The sequence below is a fragment of the Geovibrio thiophilus genome, assembly GCF_004087915.1.
Taxonomy (GTDB): Bacteria; Chrysiogenota; Deferribacteres; order Deferribacterales; family Geovibrionaceae; genus Geovibrio; species Geovibrio thiophilus.
The window spans coordinates 1675243-1696024 of record NZ_CP035108.1; the positions used below are offsets into that span (position 1 = coordinate 1675243).

At 45.4% G+C, this 20782-nt stretch carries 21 protein-coding genes; 4 read left to right on the forward strand and 17 right to left on the reverse strand.

The features are described 5' to 3' along the window. Positions 1-326: 326 nt before the first annotated feature. The 6 genes from EP073_RS07915 to EP073_RS07940 all read right to left on the reverse strand — a co-directional run bounded on the left by EP073_RS07915 (position 327) and on the right by EP073_RS07940 (position 8916). Positions 327-920, reverse strand: coding sequence for a response regulator transcription factor (locus EP073_RS07915; protein WP_128466614.1), 594 nt, complete (start codon positions 918-920; stop codon positions 327-329). Then, the gene (locus EP073_RS07920; protein WP_128466615.1) at positions 917-2284 is read right to left on the reverse strand and encodes an HlyD family type I secretion periplasmic adaptor subunit; all 1368 of its coding nucleotides are present in this window, start codon (positions 2282-2284) and stop codon (positions 917-919) included. Before EP073_RS07920 ends, EP073_RS07915 begins: the two co-directional genes overlap by 4 nt. Beyond that, the gene (locus tag EP073_RS07925; RefSeq protein ID WP_128466616.1) at positions 2281-4428 is read right to left on the reverse strand and encodes a type I secretion system permease/ATPase; all 2148 of its coding nucleotides are present in this window, start codon (positions 4426-4428) and stop codon (positions 2281-2283) included. The genes EP073_RS07920 and EP073_RS07925 overlap by 4 nt, the downstream gene beginning before the upstream one ends. Continuing rightward, positions 4425-6368 carry a bifunctional diguanylate cyclase/phosphodiesterase gene (locus EP073_RS07930; protein ID WP_128466617.1) on the reverse strand — a complete coding sequence of 648 codons (1944 nt, stop codon included), beginning with the start codon at positions 6366-6368 and terminating at the stop codon, positions 4425-4427. The genes EP073_RS07925 and EP073_RS07930 overlap by 4 nt, the downstream gene beginning before the upstream one ends. Positions 6369-6373: 5 nt before the next feature. After that, positions 6374-6934, reverse strand: coding sequence for a transglutaminase-like cysteine peptidase (locus tag EP073_RS07935; RefSeq protein WP_241653979.1), 561 nt, complete (start codon positions 6932-6934; stop codon positions 6374-6376). A gap of 116 nt (positions 6935-7050) precedes the next feature. After that, the gene (locus EP073_RS07940) at positions 7051-8916 is read right to left on the reverse strand and encodes a TolC family outer membrane protein (protein WP_164885312.1); all 1866 of its coding nucleotides are present in this window, start codon (positions 8914-8916) and stop codon (positions 7051-7053) included. A 613-nt stretch (positions 8917-9529) separates the two neighbouring features. On the opposite strand from EP073_RS07940, the gene EP073_RS07945 reads away from it, so the two are divergent. Then, the gene (locus tag EP073_RS07945; protein WP_164885313.1) at positions 9530-11293 is read left to right on the forward strand and encodes a methyl-accepting chemotaxis protein; all 1764 of its coding nucleotides are present in this window, start codon (positions 9530-9532) and stop codon (positions 11291-11293) included. A 29-nt stretch (positions 11294-11322) separates the two neighbouring features. Here EP073_RS07945 and EP073_RS07950 read toward each other — a convergent pair whose 3' ends face one another. The 3 genes from EP073_RS07950 to EP073_RS07960 are packed head-to-tail and all read right to left on the reverse strand — an operon-like array spanning position 11323 to position 13112. Continuing rightward, positions 11323-11574: a hypothetical protein gene (locus tag EP073_RS07950; protein WP_128466620.1), complete on the reverse strand. Its 252-nt coding sequence runs from the start codon at positions 11572-11574 to the stop codon at positions 11323-11325. 5 nt (positions 11575-11579) lie between these two features. Next, the gene (locus EP073_RS07955) at positions 11580-12917 is read right to left on the reverse strand and encodes an NAD-dependent malic enzyme (protein WP_128466621.1); all 1338 of its coding nucleotides are present in this window, start codon (positions 12915-12917) and stop codon (positions 11580-11582) included. Positions 12918-12926: 9 nt separating this feature from the next. Further along, positions 12927-13112 carry a hypothetical protein gene (locus EP073_RS07960; RefSeq protein WP_128466622.1) on the reverse strand — a complete coding sequence of 62 codons (186 nt, stop codon included), beginning with the start codon at positions 13110-13112 and terminating at the stop codon, positions 12927-12929. Between the two features lie 136 nt (positions 13113-13248). Here EP073_RS07960 and EP073_RS07965 point away from each other — a divergent pair, with 136 nt between their 5' ends. Together EP073_RS07965 and cybH are read left to right on the forward strand one after the other, a co-directional pair. Then, positions 13249-13824, forward strand: coding sequence for an HD domain-containing protein (locus EP073_RS07965; protein WP_128466623.1), 576 nt, complete (start codon positions 13249-13251; stop codon positions 13822-13824). 155 nt (positions 13825-13979) lie between these two features. Beyond that, complete coding sequence (gene cybH, locus EP073_RS07970; RefSeq protein WP_128466624.1) at positions 13980-14681, forward strand: Ni/Fe-hydrogenase, b-type cytochrome subunit; 702 nt, start codon at positions 13980-13982, stop codon at positions 14679-14681. 94 nt (positions 14682-14775) lie between these two features. Here cybH and EP073_RS07975 read toward each other — a convergent pair whose 3' ends face one another. The 5 genes from EP073_RS07975 to EP073_RS07995 form a co-directional block, all read right to left on the reverse strand. Beyond that, the gene (locus tag EP073_RS07975; RefSeq protein WP_128466625.1) at positions 14776-15111 is read right to left on the reverse strand and encodes an STAS domain-containing protein; all 336 of its coding nucleotides are present in this window, start codon (positions 15109-15111) and stop codon (positions 14776-14778) included. 181 nt (positions 15112-15292) lie between these two features. After that, entirely contained in the window at positions 15293-15940 is a 648-nt protein-coding gene (locus tag EP073_RS07980; RefSeq protein WP_128466626.1) for an LPP20 family lipoprotein, read from the reverse strand. A gap of 16 nt (positions 15941-15956) precedes the next feature. Next, the gene (locus tag EP073_RS07985; RefSeq protein ID WP_128466627.1) at positions 15957-17165 is read right to left on the reverse strand and encodes a transglycosylase SLT domain-containing protein; all 1209 of its coding nucleotides are present in this window, start codon (positions 17163-17165) and stop codon (positions 15957-15959) included. Beyond that, positions 17165-17581 (reverse strand): hypothetical protein, encoded by a 417-nt coding sequence (locus EP073_RS07990; protein WP_128466628.1) that lies wholly within the window; start codon positions 17579-17581, stop codon positions 17165-17167. The genes EP073_RS07985 and EP073_RS07990 overlap by 1 nt, the downstream gene beginning before the upstream one ends. Before the next feature lie 98 nt (positions 17582-17679). After that, entirely contained in the window at positions 17680-18246 is a 567-nt protein-coding gene (locus EP073_RS07995; protein WP_128466629.1) for an LPP20 family lipoprotein, read from the reverse strand. Between the two features lie 161 nt (positions 18247-18407). Here EP073_RS07995 and EP073_RS08000 point away from each other — a divergent pair, with 161 nt between their 5' ends. Next, the gene (locus EP073_RS08000) at positions 18408-19229 is read left to right on the forward strand and encodes a FecR domain-containing protein (RefSeq protein ID WP_164885314.1); all 822 of its coding nucleotides are present in this window, start codon (positions 18408-18410) and stop codon (positions 19227-19229) included. Positions 19230-19243: 14 nt separating this feature from the next. On the opposite strand, the gene EP073_RS08005 is transcribed toward EP073_RS08000, so the two are convergent. From EP073_RS08005 to EP073_RS08015, 3 genes are all read right to left on the reverse strand, one after another. Beyond that, a complete protein-coding gene (locus tag EP073_RS08005) occupies positions 19244-20059 on the reverse strand; it encodes an alpha/beta fold hydrolase (protein ID WP_128466631.1) in 816 nt (271 codons plus the stop codon). 111 nt (positions 20060-20170) lie between these two features. After that, positions 20171-20509, reverse strand: a complete 339-nt coding sequence (locus tag EP073_RS08010) for a MerR family transcriptional regulator (protein WP_128466632.1) — start codon at positions 20507-20509, stop codon at positions 20171-20173. Continuing rightward, positions 20502-20777: an integration host factor subunit alpha gene (locus EP073_RS08015; protein ID WP_128466633.1), complete on the reverse strand. Its 276-nt coding sequence runs from the start codon at positions 20775-20777 to the stop codon at positions 20502-20504. Before EP073_RS08015 ends, EP073_RS08010 begins: the two co-directional genes overlap by 8 nt. Between the last annotated feature and the right edge of the window lie 5 nt (positions 20778-20782).

Here is a 20782-nt window from a genome sequence, read left to right on the forward strand (position 1 = left end):
ATAAAGTATATTAAATAAATATCCAAGTAAATCCTCCCCGACCCTCCTTTGCTAAAGGAGGGTGTTTTGCTTTATCTGCAATAACTTCCCCCTTTATTAAAGAGGGACAGAGGGGGATTTTTTTATTTTAGCGGCTTAAGGCTTTGAGATTGCGTCACATTCGTTGATAATGACCGCGGTTTGCGTCACTGCGAGGAGCGCAGCGACGCCGCAGTCTCTGAATATACGAAAGATTGCTTCACTCTTGCGGGGTTCGCGATGACTATACTGCAAGCTGCAAACCAGTGCATCAAACAGGACTGGATATTCAGCCTGTTATCATCGGGTTACATACTCCCTTTCAGCTTGAGCGCTACCTCCAGCCTGTCTCGGCATCCGGTCTTTACGAATATGGATGAGAGATGAGCCTTCACCGTACGGACGGTTATGCTCATTGATTCGGCTATTTCCTTATTGCTCATGCCGCGTCCTATGAGCTCAGCCACCTGCTGCTCTCTCTCGCTTAAGTCCTCAAAGAACCCTGAATCAAGCTTGGATGTTCCGTTTTGCGGAACGGATGCTATCAGCCTGCTGAGTATTGAGGGCGGAAGCCATATCTGCCCTGAAATAACAGTATGAATCATCTGATTCAGGTTTTCGGGGTTCATGAACCTGTTGCCGTAACCCTTTACTCCTTTGTGGAGAAAGCGCACCGCTTCGCTGTATCCGGGAACACCTGATAAAACGGTCACGGGGCATCCGCCCACCGGAATCTGTTTATCGGACGAGAGAAGATCCACTACGACCAGATCCGCATTTTTTACGGAATCCTCCGCCTTATCACGGTTATATCTTACAAAACTGCAGCCGTTTATTCTCACGGCTGACTCAACATATTCAAAAAAGCGGTTATCGTCAGTTACAACAGTTATTTTCATCATCTTTCCCTTAGTGCGTTATACTTTGCCCGCAAAATCGGCTTCATGATGTACTGAATAATTGTCTTCTTGCCTGTAATAATGTCCGCCTGAACCGTCATGCCGACCATTATGTCTTTTTTGTTGTCCTCCGTTCCGAGGTAATTCTTGTCTGTTTCGATACGGACGAGATAAAATTCCTCATCCTTTTCATCCGTGATGGTATCCGCACTGACATGGATAACCTTCCCTTCCAGACCGCCGTAAATAGCAAAATCATAGGCTGTAAGCTTGACCACCGCATTCTGTCCGGGATAGATGAAGGCAATGTCAGAGGGCTTGATTTTTGCTTCAATAAGCAGAGTATCATCATTGGGAACGATCTCGATAATGTCCATCCCGGGCTTGGCGATACCGCCCACAGTATTGATTAAAAGCTGCTTCACTGTTCCGTCCACGGGTGAACGTACCATTGTGCGCTTAACTCTGTCCTCAATAGCCACCTGAGTATTGGAAATCTGCTCAATCTCAGCTATAACCTTGTTAAGCTCTGTCTGCGCTTCGCTTTTCTGCCGCCCTTCGATTTCACTCACAGCGTTTTTCGCCTCAATAACCTGATGCCCGAGAGATTCGATGCTTTTACCTGTTTCATCAAGCTCCTTGCGGTTATCAAGCTCCTTCTGCCTGAGCTGTATAAATTCAAGCTCGGAAACCAGCCCTTTTTTAAAGAGAGGTTCCATCAGCTCAATTTCTCTTTGTGTCATCCCTTTGCTGGTATGAAGGTTTTTCAGCCTCAGACGGGCATTCGCCAAATCAACCTGACGCTGCTTGAACCTCTGGATAAACACTTCCTTTTCGCTGTTTTTTCTTGCTGTGTTTGTCTCATAAAGTCTTTGCTCTTCCATAATAAGCTGAGGATAGTTATTTTTAGCCTCTTCATCAATTACAAACGGCGCTATGCCTGCCTCGGCTCTGAGTCTTACAGCCCTCGCCTTCAGTTCGCCCAGTTTTGACAGCCCTTCCTGATATGAACTGCCTGCGCCTGTATCATCTATAACAACAAGCACCTGACCGGCTTTTACAAACTGACCTTCCTTCACAAGGAGCTCTTTTACGATACCGCCCTCAAGGTTCTGCACGATCTGAACCTGTCGGGAGGGGATAACCTTTCCTATCCCCCTTGTGAGTTCATCAAGCTCAGTGAAATATGCCCATGCAAAAAGCACTATCATGAGCGCCGCGATCACATAAAGTATCAGCGACATCTTTATTGGGCTTTTTTGAAGAACAGCGGCATTAAGGCTGTTCATAAACTCAATGTCGCTCTCCTGAACACTCTTTTTACCGTTTCCGTTTTTATGTCCGGAGGAATTTTTGCCGTTTATCATTTACGGTTACCTCCAAGCTTTGCAAGCACATCTTCCTTTTTGCCGTCCACGACTATGCTTCCGTTATCGAAAACTATTATGCGGTCGACAATTTCCAGAATACTGGGTTTATGGGTTATCACAATTGTGGTTTTATCCTTGGTAGCCCCTTTCAGACTGGCTATAACCTTCATCTCCGTTGAATAATCCATGGAGTTTGTGGGCTCATCCATGAGGATAATCGGGCTCTCCACAAGAAAAGCGCGCGCCACGGCGACAGACTGTCTCTGCCCGCCTGAGAGGTTTCCGCCCCTTTCACCTACATTGACATCAAGCCCCATGGGGTGACGGTCGGTGAAATTGGTAACGCACCCTATCTGAGCGGCACGGAGAATTTCCGGATCCTCCGCGTGCGGCGCCTTGAAGGTAATATTCTCTCTTACTGAGCCGGAAAGCAGTGAAACATCCTGCGGAATATAACTGAAATTATGCCTCAAATCAGCCGGATCAATCTGCTTTATATCTATCCCGTCCACAAAAACACTGCCTTCGTCAGGGTCATAAAATCCCATAAGTATTTTCGCCAGTGTAGATTTCCCTGAGCCCACCTGCCCTATTATACCCACCCTTTCCTTGGGGTTTATCTTAAAACTGACGCCAGTGAGAGCGTTTTTGGTTTCATCCGGATAACGGAAGGTAACACCTTTAAACTCTATTGCTCCCTTAAAAACAGGACGTCTGAGAAAAAGCTTCCTGTCCGGGCGTTCGATCTCTTTTTTCATCAAATCATTAAGAGCGCTTAAGCCTGTTTTCATCTGTTCATAGCCGGTGAGGAGGGACGCAACCTGAGACATAGGTGCGATACTGCGGGATGAGAGTATGACAGAGGCTATCAGCCCGCCCATGGTCAATTCCCCCTCTTTTATCAGGTAAACGCCCACTATGACCACCGCCACACTGCTTAACTGAGTGAGAAAAGCGGCAACGGAGCTCAGTGAGCTGGAAAGTATTCTGGACTTGAGCCCCTTTGCGGCTATATCGCCCGTGCTTTCTTCCCAGTGCCACTGTATGGAGCTGTTGGCATTGAATGCCTTTATTGTCTCAAGGTTTGAAAGAGCCTCCACCAGAATGCCGCTTTTGCGCGCTGACGCCTCATGGGTGCTGTCAGCAAGGCGTTTGATAGGCTTGCGCATAAAGAAGCTGTAAAGCAGGATAAGCAGAATCGTAGCAAGGGGTACAAGAACAAGCAGGTTGCTTATATAGTAAATTACAAGCAGGAAAATAACCACAAACGGAAGCTCGATAAAAGCCACCACAGCACCGGAGGTAAAAAATCCCCTTATTCCGTCAAACTCTCTGAGGTTGTTGGCGAAAGAGCCCACAGTCCTCGGCTTATTCTTCATTTTCAGGTTGAGTGACTGCTCAAAGAGTATGGATGAAAGAATAACATCACTTTTCTTTGCCGCAACCTCAAGAAACTGGGTTCTGAGGTACTTGAGGATGAGATCAAAGATATATATAGTCGATATTCCTATAGCCAGCACCCAGAGCGTATCCACTGCGTTGTGCGGGATGATCCTGTCGTACACGTTCATTGTGAACATGGGACCGGCTATCACAAAGATATTTATGAGAAGCGTTGCCAGCAGCACATTCCCGTAAATACCCTTAAATTTAAACAGAGTTCCGTAAAACCAGTTTTCACGGTCGCCCTCGGAAGCTGTGGAATCCTCAGGTCTGTAGCCTTCATAATTTCTTTTAATAAGAAAAGCAAAGCCGAGGTATTCCTCTTTGAGCTTGTCAAAGTCAGTTTCCATAGGCGTTTCATCAATGTCGGGAAGAATGATTTCCGCTTTTTTCTCTTTGTTGTCAATGGCGGTTATTACGCATGAGTTTCCGTTGGCGAGCAGTAATATTGCCGGAAGAACAACAGCGGGCAGATCCTCAATTTTTCTTTTCACAAGTGTTGATTTAAAGCCTGCGTTGGCAGCCGCGCGTGAGAAGTTAGCCTTTGACTTCTCAACGTCAAAGAGAGACTGCTTCTCCTTCTTAGGATCAAACGGCAGACCATAGGCAAGCGCTTCCATAGTCGCCGGTCTGTCGTTGAGTTTGGTCAGTAAAACCAAACAACTCATCAAAGAATCAGATGATATTTTCTCACTCATTTCTTATCACCCAACGGGGACACATCTGCAATTCCCCTGCCCTGAAAATATTTTATCTGTCTTGATTCAAGCACTGCTTTCTGTTCATCGTTTTCTATCTTGGTCGCGATGAGTTTTATGCCCAAGCTTTCCGTAATAGTCAGAAAAGCGTTGAGAGCCACACCCGCGTCGCCGTTGTTTTCTATATCAAGCAGATAGTCCTGCTCAATCTTGATGTAGTCGGGTTTAAGCAGGTGCAGGTATTTGACTGAGGTTTCGTTCATCACAAACCTGTCTATGCCGAACTTGAATCCCGTACCTTTCAGAAGACCAGAGAAGTCGAGGCATATGTCAAAGTTTTTGCCGATCGCTTCATCAGGTATTTCAAACACCAGTCTTTCGTTGAGGTGCCTGACTGCTGAGAGGAACTTACGGAACCATGTAAACGATTCCCTGTCCTTGAGAAAATCGTTGGACACATTGACAGCAAGGGTAATATTCTGATTTTTCTCAAGGAAATCAGTAGCATGCCGGAGCACATACTGATCAACATCATTGGCAAGCGAAAGCTTAATAACCATCGGCATGAAGTATCCTGCCCTCTGTATCTGCCCTTGGAGGTCTATCATATTAATGAAGATCTCCTGATGCAGCTCTCCGATTTCGGATACAACCGGCTGAGAGGTCAGCATGAATCTCTGATCACTCAGGGCGGATTCTATCATCTTCTTCCACTCCAGCTTGCCGAGAATAAGCTTGGTTCCATCATCTTTAAAATGATCAAAATGCGGTTCGACTGAGTTTTTAGCCGCTGAGAGAGCATAATCCGCCTTAGTGAGGACGCTGCTTATGCTGTCCGTTTCATTGTAGCTTACTATTCCCGCCGCAAACTCCGCGTGTCCGCTGAACTCTCTGTTGGCATCCACAAAGTCTTTTATCTTTGAGTAGATTATCTTGGTGCAGAGTGTGCTCTCCTCGGCATCGGAAGCAGGCATTGTTATAACAAAATCGTTTGAATTCAGGCAGGAGACAAAGGAGTAAAGCTTGCCTGACGTGCATTCCTTCATTGTGGCGGAGGTGAAATCATAAAGCTGCTGCACCACCTGAAAGCCGGAAATCTGGTGTACTTTTTCAAGTCCTTCAAAGGAGAAAAGTATAACCTCTCCTTTAGAACGCTCATCGTTGGATGCTATGAAGTTGCTGAACTGCTTTATGAAATATTTACGGTTGAAAAGTCCGGTCTGGGCGTCTCTGTACTGAAGTTCCTGATACTTCTGAAGCGTCTCGACTTCACGGTTGTATATTGTCTGCACTTTCTGAACCATTGCGTTTATGGCAAGCACGACCTGCCTGAGTTCAGGAGTTTTCGGCACACGCTCATTGATTATAAATTCGTTGTTCCCCACAGCCTCTGCCTGAGCTTTTATGGCATCAAGGGAGAAAAGAATAAGCTTGAGAATAAAATAACTGGCAAGAGAAGCAAGCCCTCCCAGAACAACAAACCATATGCAAAGCTGTTTGAATGTTTCCCACAGACGCAGGTACGAATGCCCCAGATGCACCTTAACCTTAAGCGTTCCGTATATATTCCATCCGCCGGATACAGCGGCCTCAGCCACCGGAGCCTCAAGCTTAACCATATCAATAAAAAGCTGCGGAACACCCTCCACAGCTATATTCTCGCTCTTAGAGTATGCAATAGTGCCGTCCTGCTTTATCAGGGTGATCTCCTCAAAATAACCGCCGTCAAACATGGCGTTTATCATGGTCTGCATTATGGAAAGGTCATCCATAAACGGACTCATGGAGAGAGACAGGGAGTTGGCAGTATTCTTAGCGTTTGTGTATAACTGATTGCGCACGTATTCCTTGGTATCGTTAAAATTGATTTGCAGAACAATACCCAGAACCGCCAGCAGCATTATTGTCACAAAAATCTGTAACTGTCGAAATAGGGTCATTTTATTTACCTCTTATATATTTCAAGATCGATTTCCTTCAGCTTCTGCAAATTCTTGGATGAAGAGGGGTTTACTCTCTTTCCGAGACCCTGCTGTTTCTGTATGTAGAGATCGTTAGCAGTGAAACTGTAAACAGGCACAAGATCATTTCTTTGTGTGGCGGGCAGAATCTGCTTGTTGTAGTTGTCAAGAACAAGCGGAACGGCGCCGTTTTTGGGGTAATAAGATACGACCATGTGCGCTACCTCTGCATAACCTATGGCTTTTACATAGGTAAGGAACAGTTTTTCCTGCGGAACGCCCAGCTGAATGAGCGTAAGAAATTTTGCCACAGCATAATCTTCGCAGTCTCCCATCCCCTTCCCTAAAAACTCCAGTCTGCTTGCCCAATAATCGCTTTTGCCCCATGCCAGCGCATCCGAACGGTATTCGATCTGGTTAAAGAATTTATTGACCTCAATAATTTTAGTGTCCTCATCTGAGGACACAAGTTCATTCATAAGATTCAGAAGTCCGGTAAGCCTTTTATCAGCCTGCATGCCGTACCGGCTCTTGAAGGCGTTCAAGGCATCTTCCGGAATGTAAAACGTTTCAGACGAAACCGCAGCAGCGACATAAAGTATCGCTGCTGCGGATGATATAAGCATTATTTGTTTAAGGTTTATCATTACTCAGTATAGCATCAGTTTCTGATAAGCTTAAACTCTATTCGTCTGTTTTTCTGTCTTCCCTCAAGAGTCTGGTTGCTCACGAGAGGACTTGAGCTTCCTTTACCGTAGGAAGTCATTATCTCTTTATCGACTCCGAGGTTTGCAAGCTCGTTCACAACAGTTTCTGCCCTTTTCTGGGAAAGTTGCTGGTTATATCTTCTTGTACCGGAAATATCGGTGTGACCGACTATTTCAAGTTTGTAGCTGCTGAGTGACTTGAGCTGTCCGGCTATGGTTTTAAGATACTCATGCGCTTCGGGTGTGAGTTCTGCTGAGTCGAAGTTGAAGTTGATTATATCCAGATGGAAGGACTGCTCTTTCTTCGATTCGTCAATGGCAAGAACCTTCTGTTCTTTTACAGATACCCTCTCTTCTTTCGGGAGAATATAGGGGTCTATTTTTTCGGGAACATTGTAGCCAACCTCAAGGGTTTTCTTATCAAAGCATCCCCATGGAAGAGTATCGGTGCCCATAAGCGAGTTGTCGCATTGGTCGCCCGTGTCTTTCACTGTGTCTTTATCCCTGTCTTCACCGAGTTTTCTGTAGAGAGCGTAGTCAAACTCGTCTTTGTAGCCATTAAGCTCAACTTTATCAAAGAGACCTGTTTCAAACTCGTTAAGCAGCATTCCTGTTGCCTGAGAGAGTCTGTAATAAGCTGCAAGGAAAGAATATTTTGACTGAACAAAAGAGTTCTGCGCAGTAAAGTACTCTGTTTCAATATCCAGCAGCTCAAGCAGTGTTCTCCTGCCGAGGTGGTATTCCTCTTTGAATTCGACAAGTGTTTTTTCACTCATGTCAACGTGTTCAGTGAGAAACACTTTCTTTGTCTGTTCAGCCATGAAAATGTTCCATGCGAGACCGACAGTTTCATTGACATTTCTGCGTTCAATGTAGCTTCTCTGGTATTCCTTCAGCATAGTTTCATAATTGCCTGCCTTGCGGGCTTTTCTTATGCCGCCGTCATAGAGAGTGTAGCTGAGTTTCAGGAAAGCTCCTGCGTTGTTTGTCCAGCCGTCATCACCGCCCACATCGTTGCTGTGCTCCGCCTGAAGCTCAAGATCGAGTGAAGGCCAATAGGATGATTTATCTTTTGCAAGAGTGTGTTTCCTTACTTCTATGTTGTAGTTCGCAACACGGAGCGCAGGGTGAACATGCAGAGCCATGTCAACAGCTTCTTCTTTTGTAGCGGGAAGAGTCCCTTCGGGTTCGGGGATTACAAACGCTTCGGGTCTGAGAATGCGCCCGAACTGCCTGTGGAACTTCACGATTGCCTGATTAAGATCCTGCTGCTGAGAGATGAAGTTGCTTCTGGCGAGGGCGAAGCGTGATTCAGAGTTGGAGTGGTCTGAAGCTCTGCCGAAGCCTGAGTCTGTTTTTTCTTTTATCTGCTTGAGGATCTGCGCCTGAGTAAGAACGTTCTGTCTGGCAAGTTCAACCAGCTCAGCCGTTTTCAGAACTTCCAGATAGGCTTCAGAAGCTTCAAGGAATACTCTGTTTGCAGTGTTCAGCACATCATAGGCTGCCGCTTTTGTGCGGGCTTCGGTTTCCTTAACATAGCTTGATGTGTGCATACCGTTAAAAAGATTCTGGCGCGCGTATATGCCTGCCCTTCTTGCTATAAGGTCTTCACTTTCATAGTTGGTGTCGTAGCCTTTGGTGACTTCCGGACCAATGCTTGCTTCGGCGCTGATATTAGGCTTATAACCGCTTTTTGCCATACCGAGCTCAGATTTTACTGTTTGGTACCTTTTCATCGCTTCAAGGATTTCGGGGTTTGTTTTAACAATATCCTTAAGCACCTCCTGCAGAGGCATGAACTGAGCAGTCTCGGACTGCATTGGTGACAGGCTATCATCTGCATATGCAGTGGGGATAACTCCTGCCGTGCATAACAGAGAAAACAGAGCCGCGACTAAGAGAAGTTTCCTCTTTAAGCTATTAAATAAGCACATACTAACACTCCTGATATTGGTGTACGCAATAATGACATTTAAATATTACCACTCTTATTCAAGGATGCAAACAGAAACTATTCTCAACAAGAAGGTGAAATGCTTGAAACAGCAGTGTGAAGCAGTGTTATTTGCTTATTCATTAATATTTTATACTGTATTGTACTTTTGTACAATTTTTTTTCTTTTTAACCATTCAGAGGGCTAAACAGTAAAAAATAAATCTTTTCGGATAATCAGAATTATGTAATTATATATGATATAGGAAAAGTGATAGTCTCAGCTAAGATTTTAAAAATCACTGTCGATAATGTCATATATATCTGAAACATATCAGCTGTGTGAGTTTAACTCTTTCGTGGAACTGATATATGCAAAGAATTAAATGAACATTTGTAAAGGTTGTAAAGTTATGTTGTTTAAAAAGAATATCTTGACAGCCGTGCCTTGTATAACCTTTAATATCTGAAACTTTTATTGTCAGGTGGTTCTTATGTTTATGAAGATCTATGAATATCTTGAAAAACACTTTTTTGATTCAATTTCCAAAAAAATCATTGGTAATGTGGGGTTCCTTGTTCTCCTTAATATAATCACTGTGGCAGTACTGTACATAAGAGAAAAATCGTTCTCCGCCACCTCCGGCAGACCGGAGGTGGAGTCTTTTCTTAACGGTTCACTCATTATCATTGCTGTCACGCTCTGTCTGAGCGTCGCCTCCGGCGCGTTCATCATTTTCTTCATGCGACATCTGTTCATCAGACCGGTGAAAGCGATGATCCATGTCTTTGAAAGCACTGATACCAATTCCAGCGATATATCCTGTTCACTGCCTAAAATGAGCTATGATGAATTCAGACAGATGGCGGAAAGCTATGATTCATTCATGGACCACCTTCGCAGGAATATCTGTGTATCCCGAAACATAGGCATAGAGGTCGCCATAGGCGGCGAAAAAGTCAGCAAAGCGGTAGATTTTGCGTCTGAAAGCATAAACAGGCAAAGTGAGATGGCGGAGCTGATATTCACCGCCAGCGAGCAGTCAACCACAGCGATAAATGAGATAGCCGTTAACTCTCAGGAAATATCCTCATCCACCACAACAAACCTTGAGAGCGCCAAAAACATCTCCATAAGGCTTGAAGAAGCAAGCGAGGAAATATCGCAGGTGGGCTCCATGCTGGGAACCTTCGGCAATACGGTTGATGCCCTTTCCAATAACTCGGCAAACATTAAGCAGATCATATCGCTCATTAAGGATATATCAGAGCAGACCAACCTGCTGGCGCTCAATGCCGCAATAGAAGCAGCCAGAGCGGGAGAGCACGGACGCGGATTCGCGGTGGTCGCTGACGAGGTGCGCAAGCTCGCCGAAAGAGTTAAAGACGCTACAGACGAAATTGAGCATAACGTCAGTGACATGATAAATCTGGTCAAAAACACAGAGAAAGAAACAGAAGTCATTGTCAGCTATACAGACAATACCAAAAATGTAGTCACTGAATCCGCGACTAAATTCATAACCATGGTCAACGACTTTGAAAGAAACAACACTCAGCTTATGACCATAGCGTCCGCCATCGAGGAGCTTTCGGTAACAAACAGCGAAGTGCACGAAAATATAGTCAGCATACGCGAACTAAGTAATCAGGTTGCGCATATGATGACAGAAACCAGAAGCAGCACCAACACTCTGCGTGATGAGGCGGAAGAGCTTCAGGAGATCATGGCAACATTCAAAACCGGCAGGGGAGAATTTGAAAAAATAACCGTTGAGCTTGCCGCTTTCAGAGACGAGATCCAGAGCAGCCTTGAGAAGCTCTCCGAGAAAGGCGTCAATATTTTTGATGAAAGTTATTCGGCAGTTAAAAATACCTATCCTCAAAAATACGACGTGTCATACAGAAATGCTCTCAAAAGCGAGATTCAGAGCAGGCTGGACAGCATCCTCCGCAGAATGCCCCAGCTTATTTACTCTGTTCCGGTAAACAAAAAGGGTTATCTGCCTGTTCATCATTCTGAGTTTTCCAAAGAACTGACAGGCAATAAGAATACAGATCTTAAATTCAGCCGCCACATGAAAATATACTTCGGAACTCAGGCTGAGAAAAAACGCGCCCAGAACCAGAAACCCATACTCCTTCAAACTGTTATAAGAGACACCGGAGAGGTGTTCAACGACATCTCAATGCCCATATATGTGAAAGGAAAACACTGGGGCGCGCTGATAACGGGAATAATGCCTGAAGAAATCAAGAAATAGCATCAAGGCTTTAAGAGAAAAGTGAGACGTCAGTCAATTTTTTTGATGTCTTCCTTTACTCCCCCATAAACATCCGCGGTTCCGTCCTTAAACTTAACCGCGGCATCCTTAGCATCGGAAGGGAGCTCTTTCGCTCCCTCCTTTGTATCCTTCCACTGCTGCTTTGCTTCCGGTTTTGCGTTGTTGTATTCTTTCCTGAAGCTGTCTCCGAACTCACGTGTCATTGAGCAGCCGGAGAGGAAAACAGAAGTCAGAAAAACGGAAATGAACAATCTGCGCATGCCCCCTACTCCGGATTAACCGCAGCACCTGACTTGAAAGCCTCCTGCTCAACGGCAAGAGCCACAGCGTCATGCACTTTTCTGTTCAGAATATTCGGAACAAGGTCGCCCTCCAGAGCAAAAGAAGCTATGGTTTTGGCTGCGGCTATCTTCATACGGTCGTTGATATATCTTGCCTTGGATGAAAGAGCCCCCTTGAAAAGCCCGGGAAATGCAAGAGCATTGTTCACGGATTTACCGTCCGCAGCGAATATGGCGCCGGATTTCACTGCCAGTTCAGGGTCTATCTCCGGGTTAGGGTTGGAAAGGGCGAGTATAACCTGTCCGGACTGGATCATTTCAGGCTTTATAAGCTCAGGGCAGCCTGTTGTGGCAATGACTATTTTGGAGTCTTTCATAACGCCGTTAAGGTCTGTGGGAGTACCCCCGAGTTCGGAAAAAAGCTTCTTCGCGTCCGCGTTGAGATCCGTTCCTATAAGCTTGGTGACGCCGTATGCCTTAAGCAGCTTGAATATCCCTGTTCCGGCTGCGCCGAGACCAATGAACCCCACGCTGGACTGATGAAGGTTTATGAAGGTGTATTTGGCAATATTGAGGAGCGCTGCCAGAACAACCACAGCCGTTCCGTGCTGGTCGTCGTGCATAACCGGAATATTAAGCATGCTCTGGAGTCTTGATTCTATCTCGAAGCATTCCGGCGCCTTTATATCCTCAAGCTTTATCGCTCCGAATGTGGGAGCAATGTTTTTCACTGTTTCGATGATCACCTCGGAATCGTGGGATTCAATGAGTATCGGTATGCCGTTTATATCGGCAAGGCAGCTGAAAAGAAGCGCCTTGCCCTCCATAACGGGCATACCTGCCACAGCGCCTATATCCCCGAGACCGAGTATGGCTGTTCCGTTGGTGACTATAGCCACATTGTTGGGAATGGTGGTGAATTGATTGGCAAGAGACTTATCGGCGGCTATCTGCTTGCATATGGACGCCACGCCGGGAGTGTAGACAATTTTAAGATCATCTATCGTTTCAACAGGTACAGTAGGCACAATCTTGAACTTGCCGCCCTGATGGTACTCCTCCACTATGTCTTTTACGGCGATTATCTCTATGCCTTCAAGCTTTTCCACTTCTTTGAGTATAGCCTTGAGCTGCTCCTCGCCGTCTGTATAAACATCGAGATCGCGGATTTTATAGCCTTTTCCTATGTGGACTGACTTAATTTCACCGAACATGCCGTCCATTTCGCCCACAAGTGATGTGAGCCTTCCGAGATAGCCGGGCTTATCCGTAATTTTTACCCTGATCGATTTGATAGTTTTATTTGAATACTCAAAAAGCATTGATTCCTCCTATTTTTCGTCTTCTTCGACAAAACGTTCCCATGTTTCGGATTCATAATCCCTGCATCTGGTTTTAGCTTCCTTCATGAATCTTCCGGTAAGCGCACAGCGCATTTTCCATGAATCCTTCAGCTCCGCCATCTTAATTTTTCTCAGATGCACACAGGTAAGGCATTTTATTTCTTTTTCGCTCATTATCTTCCGCTGTAATTTTTAATAAAGGATATTCCATGTCATATCCTCTGTAAAGAGAATTGATTGCGTCATTATACCTGTACAGCGGGTGCGCTGCATAGTATTATAGGGTTCCGGGTTTTCTAAAAGGTGAATAATGAGTATAGCCGATTATCTTTTATCAGTCAAAAAGCTTAACAACATAGGTCGCTGGGCAAGCGATTTCATGCACAGACGGGCTTCCGTTGCAGAACACTCTTTCTCTGTGGCGCAGATAGCCCAGCTTCTGGGTATCATGGAGGAGAACGCCGGAAATAAGGTGGACTGGGGCAGGCTCTATAAAAAAGCGCTGAATCATGATGTTTCCGAAGCCTTCACGGGGGATATTCTCAGCCATGTGAAGCACAGGACTGAAAAGATGAAGCATATGGTTGAGGAGATTGAGGTTCTCATAGCGGAAGACATGCTCCTCAGCTCGTTCAATGAGCAGTATAAAGAGGTTTTCAGGGATATACTCTTCGACGGCAAGGACGCCACGCTTGAGGGACGGATACTGAAATACGCCGATAATATAGACGCCGTCCTTGAATGTCTCTATGAAAAAAACCTCGGCAATAAATCGCCTTTTGAAGAAAAATACTACGAAATTCTCCGCAAGCTTGAGGGCTCAGACCTCGTAAGCGTTAAGATTTTTCTCCGTGATATTCTTCCGGATCTGGAGAAGCGGGCATAAATAAAACATCTGGCGACAAGTGTTTCTATCTCATGTTTCACAGGATTAAAAGCATCTGGTAAATGAGCGGATTTTCATAATAAGACGCTTATTCGACTGGACATGGATTATGAAGAGTTGTATCATTAGTTCATAAGACTTTTCCGGAGGTTGCTATGACTCCCAAACTTACCGCAGAAATGCGGCATCTTTGTCCTGCAAAAGGTTTCATTTATGTATGGCAGATGCCCGTCAGGTTCAGTCACTGGCTCAATGTAATCTGTATCACCATTCTTATCAGCACAGGGCTTTACATCCACTTCCCTTTCTTCACCTATGACAATGCGCTTACAGAGCCCTACGTCATGGGACAGATGCGTTTTGTCCATTTTGTCACAGGCATGGTTTTCACATTCAGCGTTCTTTTGAGGATTGCTTATGTGCTCATAGGAAACGAGTACGCCAACTGGCGCACCTTTTACAATCCTTTCAACAAAAAAGACAGGGGACTGATAATACAGTATTTCAAATATTATACGTTCCTTGAAAAGAACCCGAAACATATAATCACCCACAACCCTATGGCGCAGTACGCCTACCTTGCGGTGTTCCTCATATTCTTCTTCCAGATACTCAGCGGCTTCTATCTCTGGTCTCTGAATGATCCTAACGGGACGCTTTACGGTATGCTGAGCTGGTTCAGCTACATAGGCAATGTGCAGTATATCAGAATGATTCACTACTTCGTTGTGTTCCTCATAGCAACCTTCCTTGTAGTGCACCTTTACGCGGCTGCCCTTGTGGATTTCAGAACCCGTGCGGGAGATATAAGCTCCATCTTCTCCGGCTGGAAAACTGACGTTTCCGAAGACGAATAACAGCCCCCTCACTCATCAAAATAAAAGCCGCTTCGTTTGAAGCGGCTTTTCAGTATTAGAAAACTGTTAAAACGTTTTATTCAGAGCGGATTTATTATTTTCCTCTGGAGGCTTCATCAACTGAGTCATACACCTCGAAGACCTGATCAAGCTTCATCAGCTTAAGCACCTTGTCTATTCTCTCGGGCACATTAACAAGACGCAGAACACCGCCGTATTCCTTCATGCTTTTAAGCCCCTCAAGGAACGTGGCGAGACCGGATGAATCCATATACACAACTTTATCAAGGTCAACCACGAGCACGCTTATCCTCGCCCGGGCAACATCGGCAAGCTTAGCTCTGATCTCGGAGGAAGTGAGTATGTCAACCTTACCGGCGACTTTCAGAACTTTAAACTGACCGTAATCCTCAGTGTGTATTTTCATCATACCCCCTCACAAAACTGAAAGTATACTTTCATTAATATAATATCATTAAACTTACAATAACGGAACAGGTACAGACCTGTTCCATTTTTATTATCGTAATCACAGAGGAAAACATTAACTGTAAAATATAAAAAAGACAAATAACAGTGAATGCTTACATGATTATTTGCCTAAGGGCAACTTATTTTCTGAGCACAAGCCAAACATAAAGCTCCTTTGTTTTCGGATCCAGCCATTCATCACGGATTTCAAAATCACTTAAAACCTCTTCCGCCTGATGACGGGAGAGGGTGGAAACTTTACTCTGATAGTATTTAAGAGTCTGAGTATCCACATTCAGCTTTTCGATATTAACTTCTGCGTTGACTATAACCCTTATGCTTCTCGCAAGGTCATTCTGGGCAAGCGCCTTGGCTGTTCTGCGCTGTGCCGCTATGCCGCCCCTCGCCTGCTGCTTGGCTATTCCCACCGCTCCGATATAGCCGTCCATATTCGGGGTCGCGAACCAGACAGGAAAACCGTTCTGAATAGGATATTTTGTCACTGGACCAAGGTTATCCTTATCCACCGGTCTGTTCGCATATTCAGGCTTGGGAATAGCCGGAGCCTTTTCAGCAGAGGGAGCGGGAACCTGAACAGGTTTTTCCATCCCCTCAAGTCCTGTGCCCTGACCGCTGACCTCTTTTTCAAGCTCATTGAAGGCGTTGTCCGCTCTTGTCTGCTGAATCTGTTTTGTATTATGCGCGGCAGGTTTGGGAGCCTCCGTCTTGGAAGCCATACACCCCGCCAGCGCAAGTGAAGCCGCCGCTGCTGCAATTGTCTTAATCATAAAAGCCTCCTGAGGTTTAATCGAAATATCTGTACGAAGGCAGTGTGCCCGTAACTTTTACTATATATCTTCTCGCTTCATCATAATCCAGCCGGACACGGAGATAGTCATACACCTCTGAAGGCGTCATGCTGTTTATTATTCCCGCCGCCGTTGTTACATTATATCTGTTTTTACCTGCGCTGCGCCCGTTGAAAGCCGAAGCCACATTCCCTGAGCCGGTGTTGTAAGCCGCTATGGAGCAGTAGAATCTGCTTTCGGGGTGATTTACAGCCTTGAGGTATCTGTAATAGAGGATATGAAGGTAAGCTGTTCCTGCCCTTATGTTGTTATCAGTGTTAAACAGGTATGAAGGTGTCAGTATCAGCGGTTTGCCCATAAGAAGCTGCGCCACGTCCTTTCCTGCGGACGCGGGAACAATCTGCATAAGTCCGTAAGCCGGTATGTGGGACTGCGCTACAGGGTTGAATGCGCTTTCGGTCTGTATAACGGAAAAAACCAGTGAAGGCTGTATCTTAAATTCCTTTGCGTATTTCTGAACAGAGGGGTTAAGCTCCTCAGCCCTTTTTCGGTATGTTTCAGGCGGCAGCTTGCCCTGCATAACAAAGACAGTCTCACCCGTTTTTGAGGGTTCGGTTTTAACAGAAGCATTTTCCTTAAGCTTCTCTGCGGCGCTGTCGATGTCCTTTTTTGTGGGATTCTCCTTTCCGGTTACGGCGCTGCCTATGACGCTTTCATTTCCGACAGTGCCCGTGGCTATGTTTTTAAGCTTCTCACGAGCCTTTTCATCGGTCTTCCGCGAAGGGATGTCTCTCTGAAAGGCAGTCGCCTTATCTACACCGAGCATGTCTCTCATCAGGGCGTCAAGGTCTCTCTCAGCCTGTTCGTAATCTCTGCCGATAACCTCAAGACGGTAGGTACCGTTTTCAAAATCCACTACCTTTTTCTCTTTCAGACCGTTTGTGTACTCCACCCATTTGGTAGGGGTGCTCATTTCCGCCTCTTTCCATTGAGAGAGGATTTCATTTTTATAGGCTTCGTATTCCTCGTTAACTATGCGTTTATACTCAGTAAATTCTTTTTCCAGCTCCTCTTTGTATGTGTCGAAGCTTTTTTTCTCGTCACTGAAACCGCTGTCCATGCTCTCCTTAAAGTCGTCAAATCCTTCGGCGAAGGAGAAAGAGGCAAAGAGCATAACAAGAGCAAGGCAGAAAAATTTTTTCATTATTCAAGCACCATCCATACATAAAGTTCACCGGTCTGCACATCTGTCCAAAATTCCCTTACCGCAGCCTTAACAGTATTCCCCTGCACAGTGTGTATGCTGTAGGAGTCTATAGTTGTGGAAGAACTGCCTGAGGATGTTGCGTGCGACTCCAGCACTGTGACGTTCTGCACCTGCACACCGAGCTGCGCCGCTATGGAGTCAATCGCTCTGGAAACTGCCAGTTTACGCTGCGCGTCAAGACCGTGGATATGCTCCTTGGCTATGCCCACGCCGCCTATTTTGCCGCCGTCAGACGGTTTCCACAGCCATTCCGGTTTATGCACAGGCTCAGGAGCCGAAACAGTCTGCGCAGCGCAGGCACATACAAAGATCAGTAATATAATAAAGACAGTGGCTTTTGAGGTTTGTTTCATAAAAGTGTCCCTATAGCAGAAATCCCCCTTTAAAGACTTTAAAGAGGGCGGCTGTGATGAATTAAACAAAGGGGGCGCCTAAAACGCCCCCGTAAATTTTACTGTCCGAATTCCTTTGCGATTTCTTTATCGAGCTCTTCGTAGGCTTTTTTAGCCTGAAACTGCTGCCAGAGAGCCTGATCATTTTTGTAGCTGGTCTGAACAGCCTGTTTAGCCTGCTCTTTAACAACAGCAGGGTCAAGAACTACAAGTATCCAGAGGTCTCCGCAGGGTGACTGCCAGATATTTTTCTGTCTGGAGCCGTTAAGAGTCTCATTGGCAACCTGTTTGGAAACCTGAGAGGAAACCTTGTCAACCGTCTGGGCATCGCCCACGCCTGTTACCTGAGTAAAGTTTTTTACCATATTCTGAACTTTAAGGCTTATGATTCTCGCAAGTTCATCTCTGCCGGCAGCCATGGCTTCCGTTTTGGCGAACTGCATTCCGGCGGGACCTACCTTCGCAGAACCGGAAGCGGCAAGACCGCCTTCAAGCTCAGGGCTGAGAACCCATGCGGGAGCACCGTTAAAGCAGGGATCGATAACTTTCGGCGCTTCGGCACTTTTTCCTCCGCAGCCGACGGCAACTAAAGCAACAAACATAACCGCCAAAATTATTCTTTTCATAAATCCTCCTATAAGGTTATTAACCGGCTTATTGTATCATTGTACCACTTTTAAAAAATAATACATTCTTCGTCTGCATGAAAAAAGGGAAATTTCACTGGATAACCGTTTTATAAGGTAATATAAATTATCAGCGATCTAAACACATGCGGAGATATGCCATGAAAAAGATTTTACTCCTAATAACAGTTCTGGCGGCAATTACGGCAACCGCCTTTTCGATCGACAAAGTCTCCATCGGAGAAATAGCCTCCGCCGAAGGAAAAGTCAACATCTACAAAGAGAACGAAGTAAGAGGCGAATTGTTCAGAAAAAATAATCACAGACTTTTTAAAGGAGACAGAATCAAAACCTCCGGTAAAAGCAAGGCGTTTATTAACTTCAGAGACCAGTCAAAAGTAGTGGTGCTGGAAAAGTCGCTCCTTACCATAGATGATTTTAAAAAATACTCTCCGTCCGAGGGTAAGGTTGTTTTCAAAATAACCAAAACAAATGAGGCTCAGGGAGTTCAAATCGGGCTCCAGACCACAGTAATAGGTGTCAAGGGAACCACTTTCCTTGTTGAGGTCGAACCAAATCCTGACGGTATAGGCGCGGCTCCCGCCAAGGTATACCTCAAAGAAGGCGAGCTTGAATTCACATCTGTGGAAGGCGAATTTAAAAGATATGTGGAACAGGTTCAGGAGGAGTATAACAGCTTCGTGAACGAAACCATGAGCGACTATGAGAGATACCTGAAAGAACAGAACGAAGAGTTTGTGGAGTACGTAAAAGAGTTCAGCATCAAAGGCGGAGCGGCAATATCAATAGACGGAAACGAAGTGAGAAATATTGAGTTTGATGATAATGTTACAAACGCTTTCAAAGAGCTTGACCTTTTCTCATCACGCATAAATGTACAGGGGCAGACACAGAAAAAGAAGACAGTCAGACCGCCTATCCCGCCCAGACCCCAGCCAAAACCGGATAATCAGGGTAAGTAATCAGGAGAAGGATTCTAGATCTCCATAAACTTGAGTATATATGAAACCAGAAGCGCAGGCTGGTCTTCCTGAACCAGATGACCGGTCTGCGGCAATGTAACAAATTCGGAAGATTTTATCCTGCGGTGAAGTTCAATGCCCCTTTCTACGGGGATCCACTGATCGTCCTCTCCCCAAATCAAAAACACCGGAACTTTAATTTCATGATAGAGCGCTTCAGCCTCGTCGGTATATTTCCTGTCTGACTGTGCTATCTGACGGTAAAAAGCAGCCTGTCCATCTTTTCCTGACCACGGTTTCTTGATTTCCAGCAGCGTTTCCCTGTCCATTGGAGTATAGGTCGCTCCTTCAATGTATCTCGTCAAAAGCGCGTCGTGGATATTACCCGGAAGATCCGCGAAAGCGGATTCATGGTGTGCGACATGGCTGAAAAACGGAGACCCCCACGGTGAAACGGCAACCGGATCAATAAGCAAAATCTTCTGAAACGGCTGCTTGTTCAGTAAATGCGTCCTCAGCACCGTCGCACCGCCGAAATCATGCCCGACTATTTTAGGATTATCCAGCTTCCAGAAGTCAATCAACTCCTTCAAAGCATCATTCTGAATACCTAAAGATACGTTTTCGATATTTTTTTCTGACTGACCGTACCCGGGCAAATCATAATAATAAACAGTAAACCACTGACTCAGGGCAGGAATCACTTTGCGCCAATTGTATGATGACCACGGTGTTCCATGTACAAGGATGAGCGGCTGCCCTTCCCCTTTTATGTCATATTTTATTGCACCGTATGAGGAATTGTACTTATACCCCAATTCAGACTGCATATCAACTCCTTGAAAAAAAAGTAATTGCGCCGCAGTAATTGTTCTGAGAACTCCGGAGAATGTTTTAAAAAAACATGATGAATACGGCAGCCTAATCGGGTAAGGCTGCCGTCACTTATCTTTAAGGATATTAAGAATATCCAAAAGCTCTTTTTTAATCTCTTCAGGTGAAGCAGACGCAGTTGAAACAAGCATCTGCGGCTTAGCGGGTTCATTCAGAACCTTGTTCAGCTTTCTGCGCACACCTTCAATGGTCAGCTTTTCTTCATAAAGCATACGTTTCAGGGAAAAGATAAGATCAAGGTGTTTTTTGGTATAAAAACGCTGTCCGCCTCCTGACTTAACAGGGCGCAGCTGTTTAAATTCCTTCTCCCAGAAACGCAGCACGGAGGATTTAAGTTCCGTTATCTCGCAGACTTCGCCTATCTTGTAGTAAAGCTTATCAGTCATTTACCTCGTCTTTGAAAATCTGGCTGGGTCTGAAAACCACTACAGTGCGGGGTTCGATAACTGTTTCCACGCCTGTTTTAGGATTTCTGCCGATTCTTCTGCCTCTCTTTTTCACTTCAAAGTTGCCGAAGCCGGAAATTTTGACGTTGGTTTTCTCAAGGATATTTTCCCTGATTGCGTCAAAAACCTCATCCACTACTTTGGAGATGTCCTTCTTGGTAAGTCCAAGCTTTTCGTGTACGGTCTCGACGATGTCAGCTTTTGTCATAACAG

Bases quoted from the DNA above. Each gene is read 5' to 3' on its own strand.
- EP073_RS07955 (WP_128466621.1), bottom strand. From the start codon at position 12,917: ATGCTTTTTGAGTATTCAAATAAAACTATCAAATCGATCAGGGTAAAA.
- EP073_RS08015 (WP_128466633.1), bottom strand. From the start codon at position 20,777: ATGACAAAAGCTGACATCGTCGAGACCGTACACGAAAAGCTTGGACTT.
- EP073_RS07950 (WP_128466620.1), bottom strand. From the start codon at position 11,574: ATGCGCAGATTGTTCATTTCCGTTTTTCTGACTTCTGTTTTCCTCTCC.
- cybH (WP_128466624.1), top strand. From the start codon at position 13,980: ATGACTCCCAAACTTACCGCAGAAATGCGGCATCTTTGTCCTGCAAAA.
- EP073_RS07965 (WP_128466623.1), top strand. From the start codon at position 13,249: ATGAGTATAGCCGATTATCTTTTATCAGTCAAAAAGCTTAACAACATA.
- EP073_RS08010 (WP_128466632.1), bottom strand. From the start codon at position 20,509: ATGACTGATAAGCTTTACTACAAGATAGGCGAAGTCTGCGAGATAACG.
- EP073_RS07940 (WP_164885312.1), bottom strand. From the start codon at position 8,916: ATGCAGTCCGAGACTGCTCAGTTCATGCCTCTGCAGGAGGTGCTTAAG.
- EP073_RS07920 (WP_128466615.1), bottom strand. From the start codon at position 2,284: ATGATAAACGGCAAAAATTCCTCCGGACATAAAAACGGAAACGGTAAA.
- EP073_RS07915 (WP_128466614.1), bottom strand. From the start codon at position 920: ATGATGAAAATAACTGTTGTAACTGACGATAACCGCTTTTTTGAATAT.
- EP073_RS07930 (WP_128466617.1), bottom strand. From the start codon at position 6,368: ATGACCCTATTTCGACAGTTACAGATTTTTGTGACAATAATGCTGCTG.
- EP073_RS07960 (WP_128466622.1), bottom strand. From the start codon at position 13,112: ATGAGCGAAAAAGAAATAAAATGCCTTACCTGTGTGCATCTGAGAAAA.
- EP073_RS07990 (WP_128466628.1), bottom strand. From the start codon at position 17,581: ATGAAACAAACCTCAAAAGCCACTGTCTTTATTATATTACTGATCTTT.
- EP073_RS07980 (WP_128466626.1), bottom strand. From the start codon at position 15,940: ATGATTAAGACAATTGCAGCAGCGGCGGCTTCACTTGCGCTGGCGGGG.
- EP073_RS07985 (WP_128466627.1), bottom strand. From the start codon at position 17,165: ATGAAAAAATTTTTCTGCCTTGCTCTTGTTATGCTCTTTGCCTCTTTC.
- EP073_RS07945 (WP_164885313.1), top strand. From the start codon at position 9,530: ATGAAGATCTATGAATATCTTGAAAAACACTTTTTTGATTCAATTTCC.
- EP073_RS07925 (WP_128466616.1), bottom strand. From the start codon at position 4,428: ATGAGTGAGAAAATATCATCTGATTCTTTGATGAGTTGTTTGGTTTTA.
- EP073_RS08000 (WP_164885314.1), top strand. From the start codon at position 18,408: ATGAAAAAGATTTTACTCCTAATAACAGTTCTGGCGGCAATTACGGCA.
- EP073_RS07995 (WP_128466629.1), bottom strand. From the start codon at position 18,246: ATGAAAAGAATAATTTTGGCGGTTATGTTTGTTGCTTTAGTTGCCGTC.
- EP073_RS08005 (WP_128466631.1), bottom strand. From the start codon at position 20,059: ATGCAGTCTGAATTGGGGTATAAGTACAATTCCTCATACGGTGCAATA.
- EP073_RS07975 (WP_128466625.1), bottom strand. From the start codon at position 15,111: ATGATGAAAATACACACTGAGGATTACGGTCAGTTTAAAGTTCTGAAA.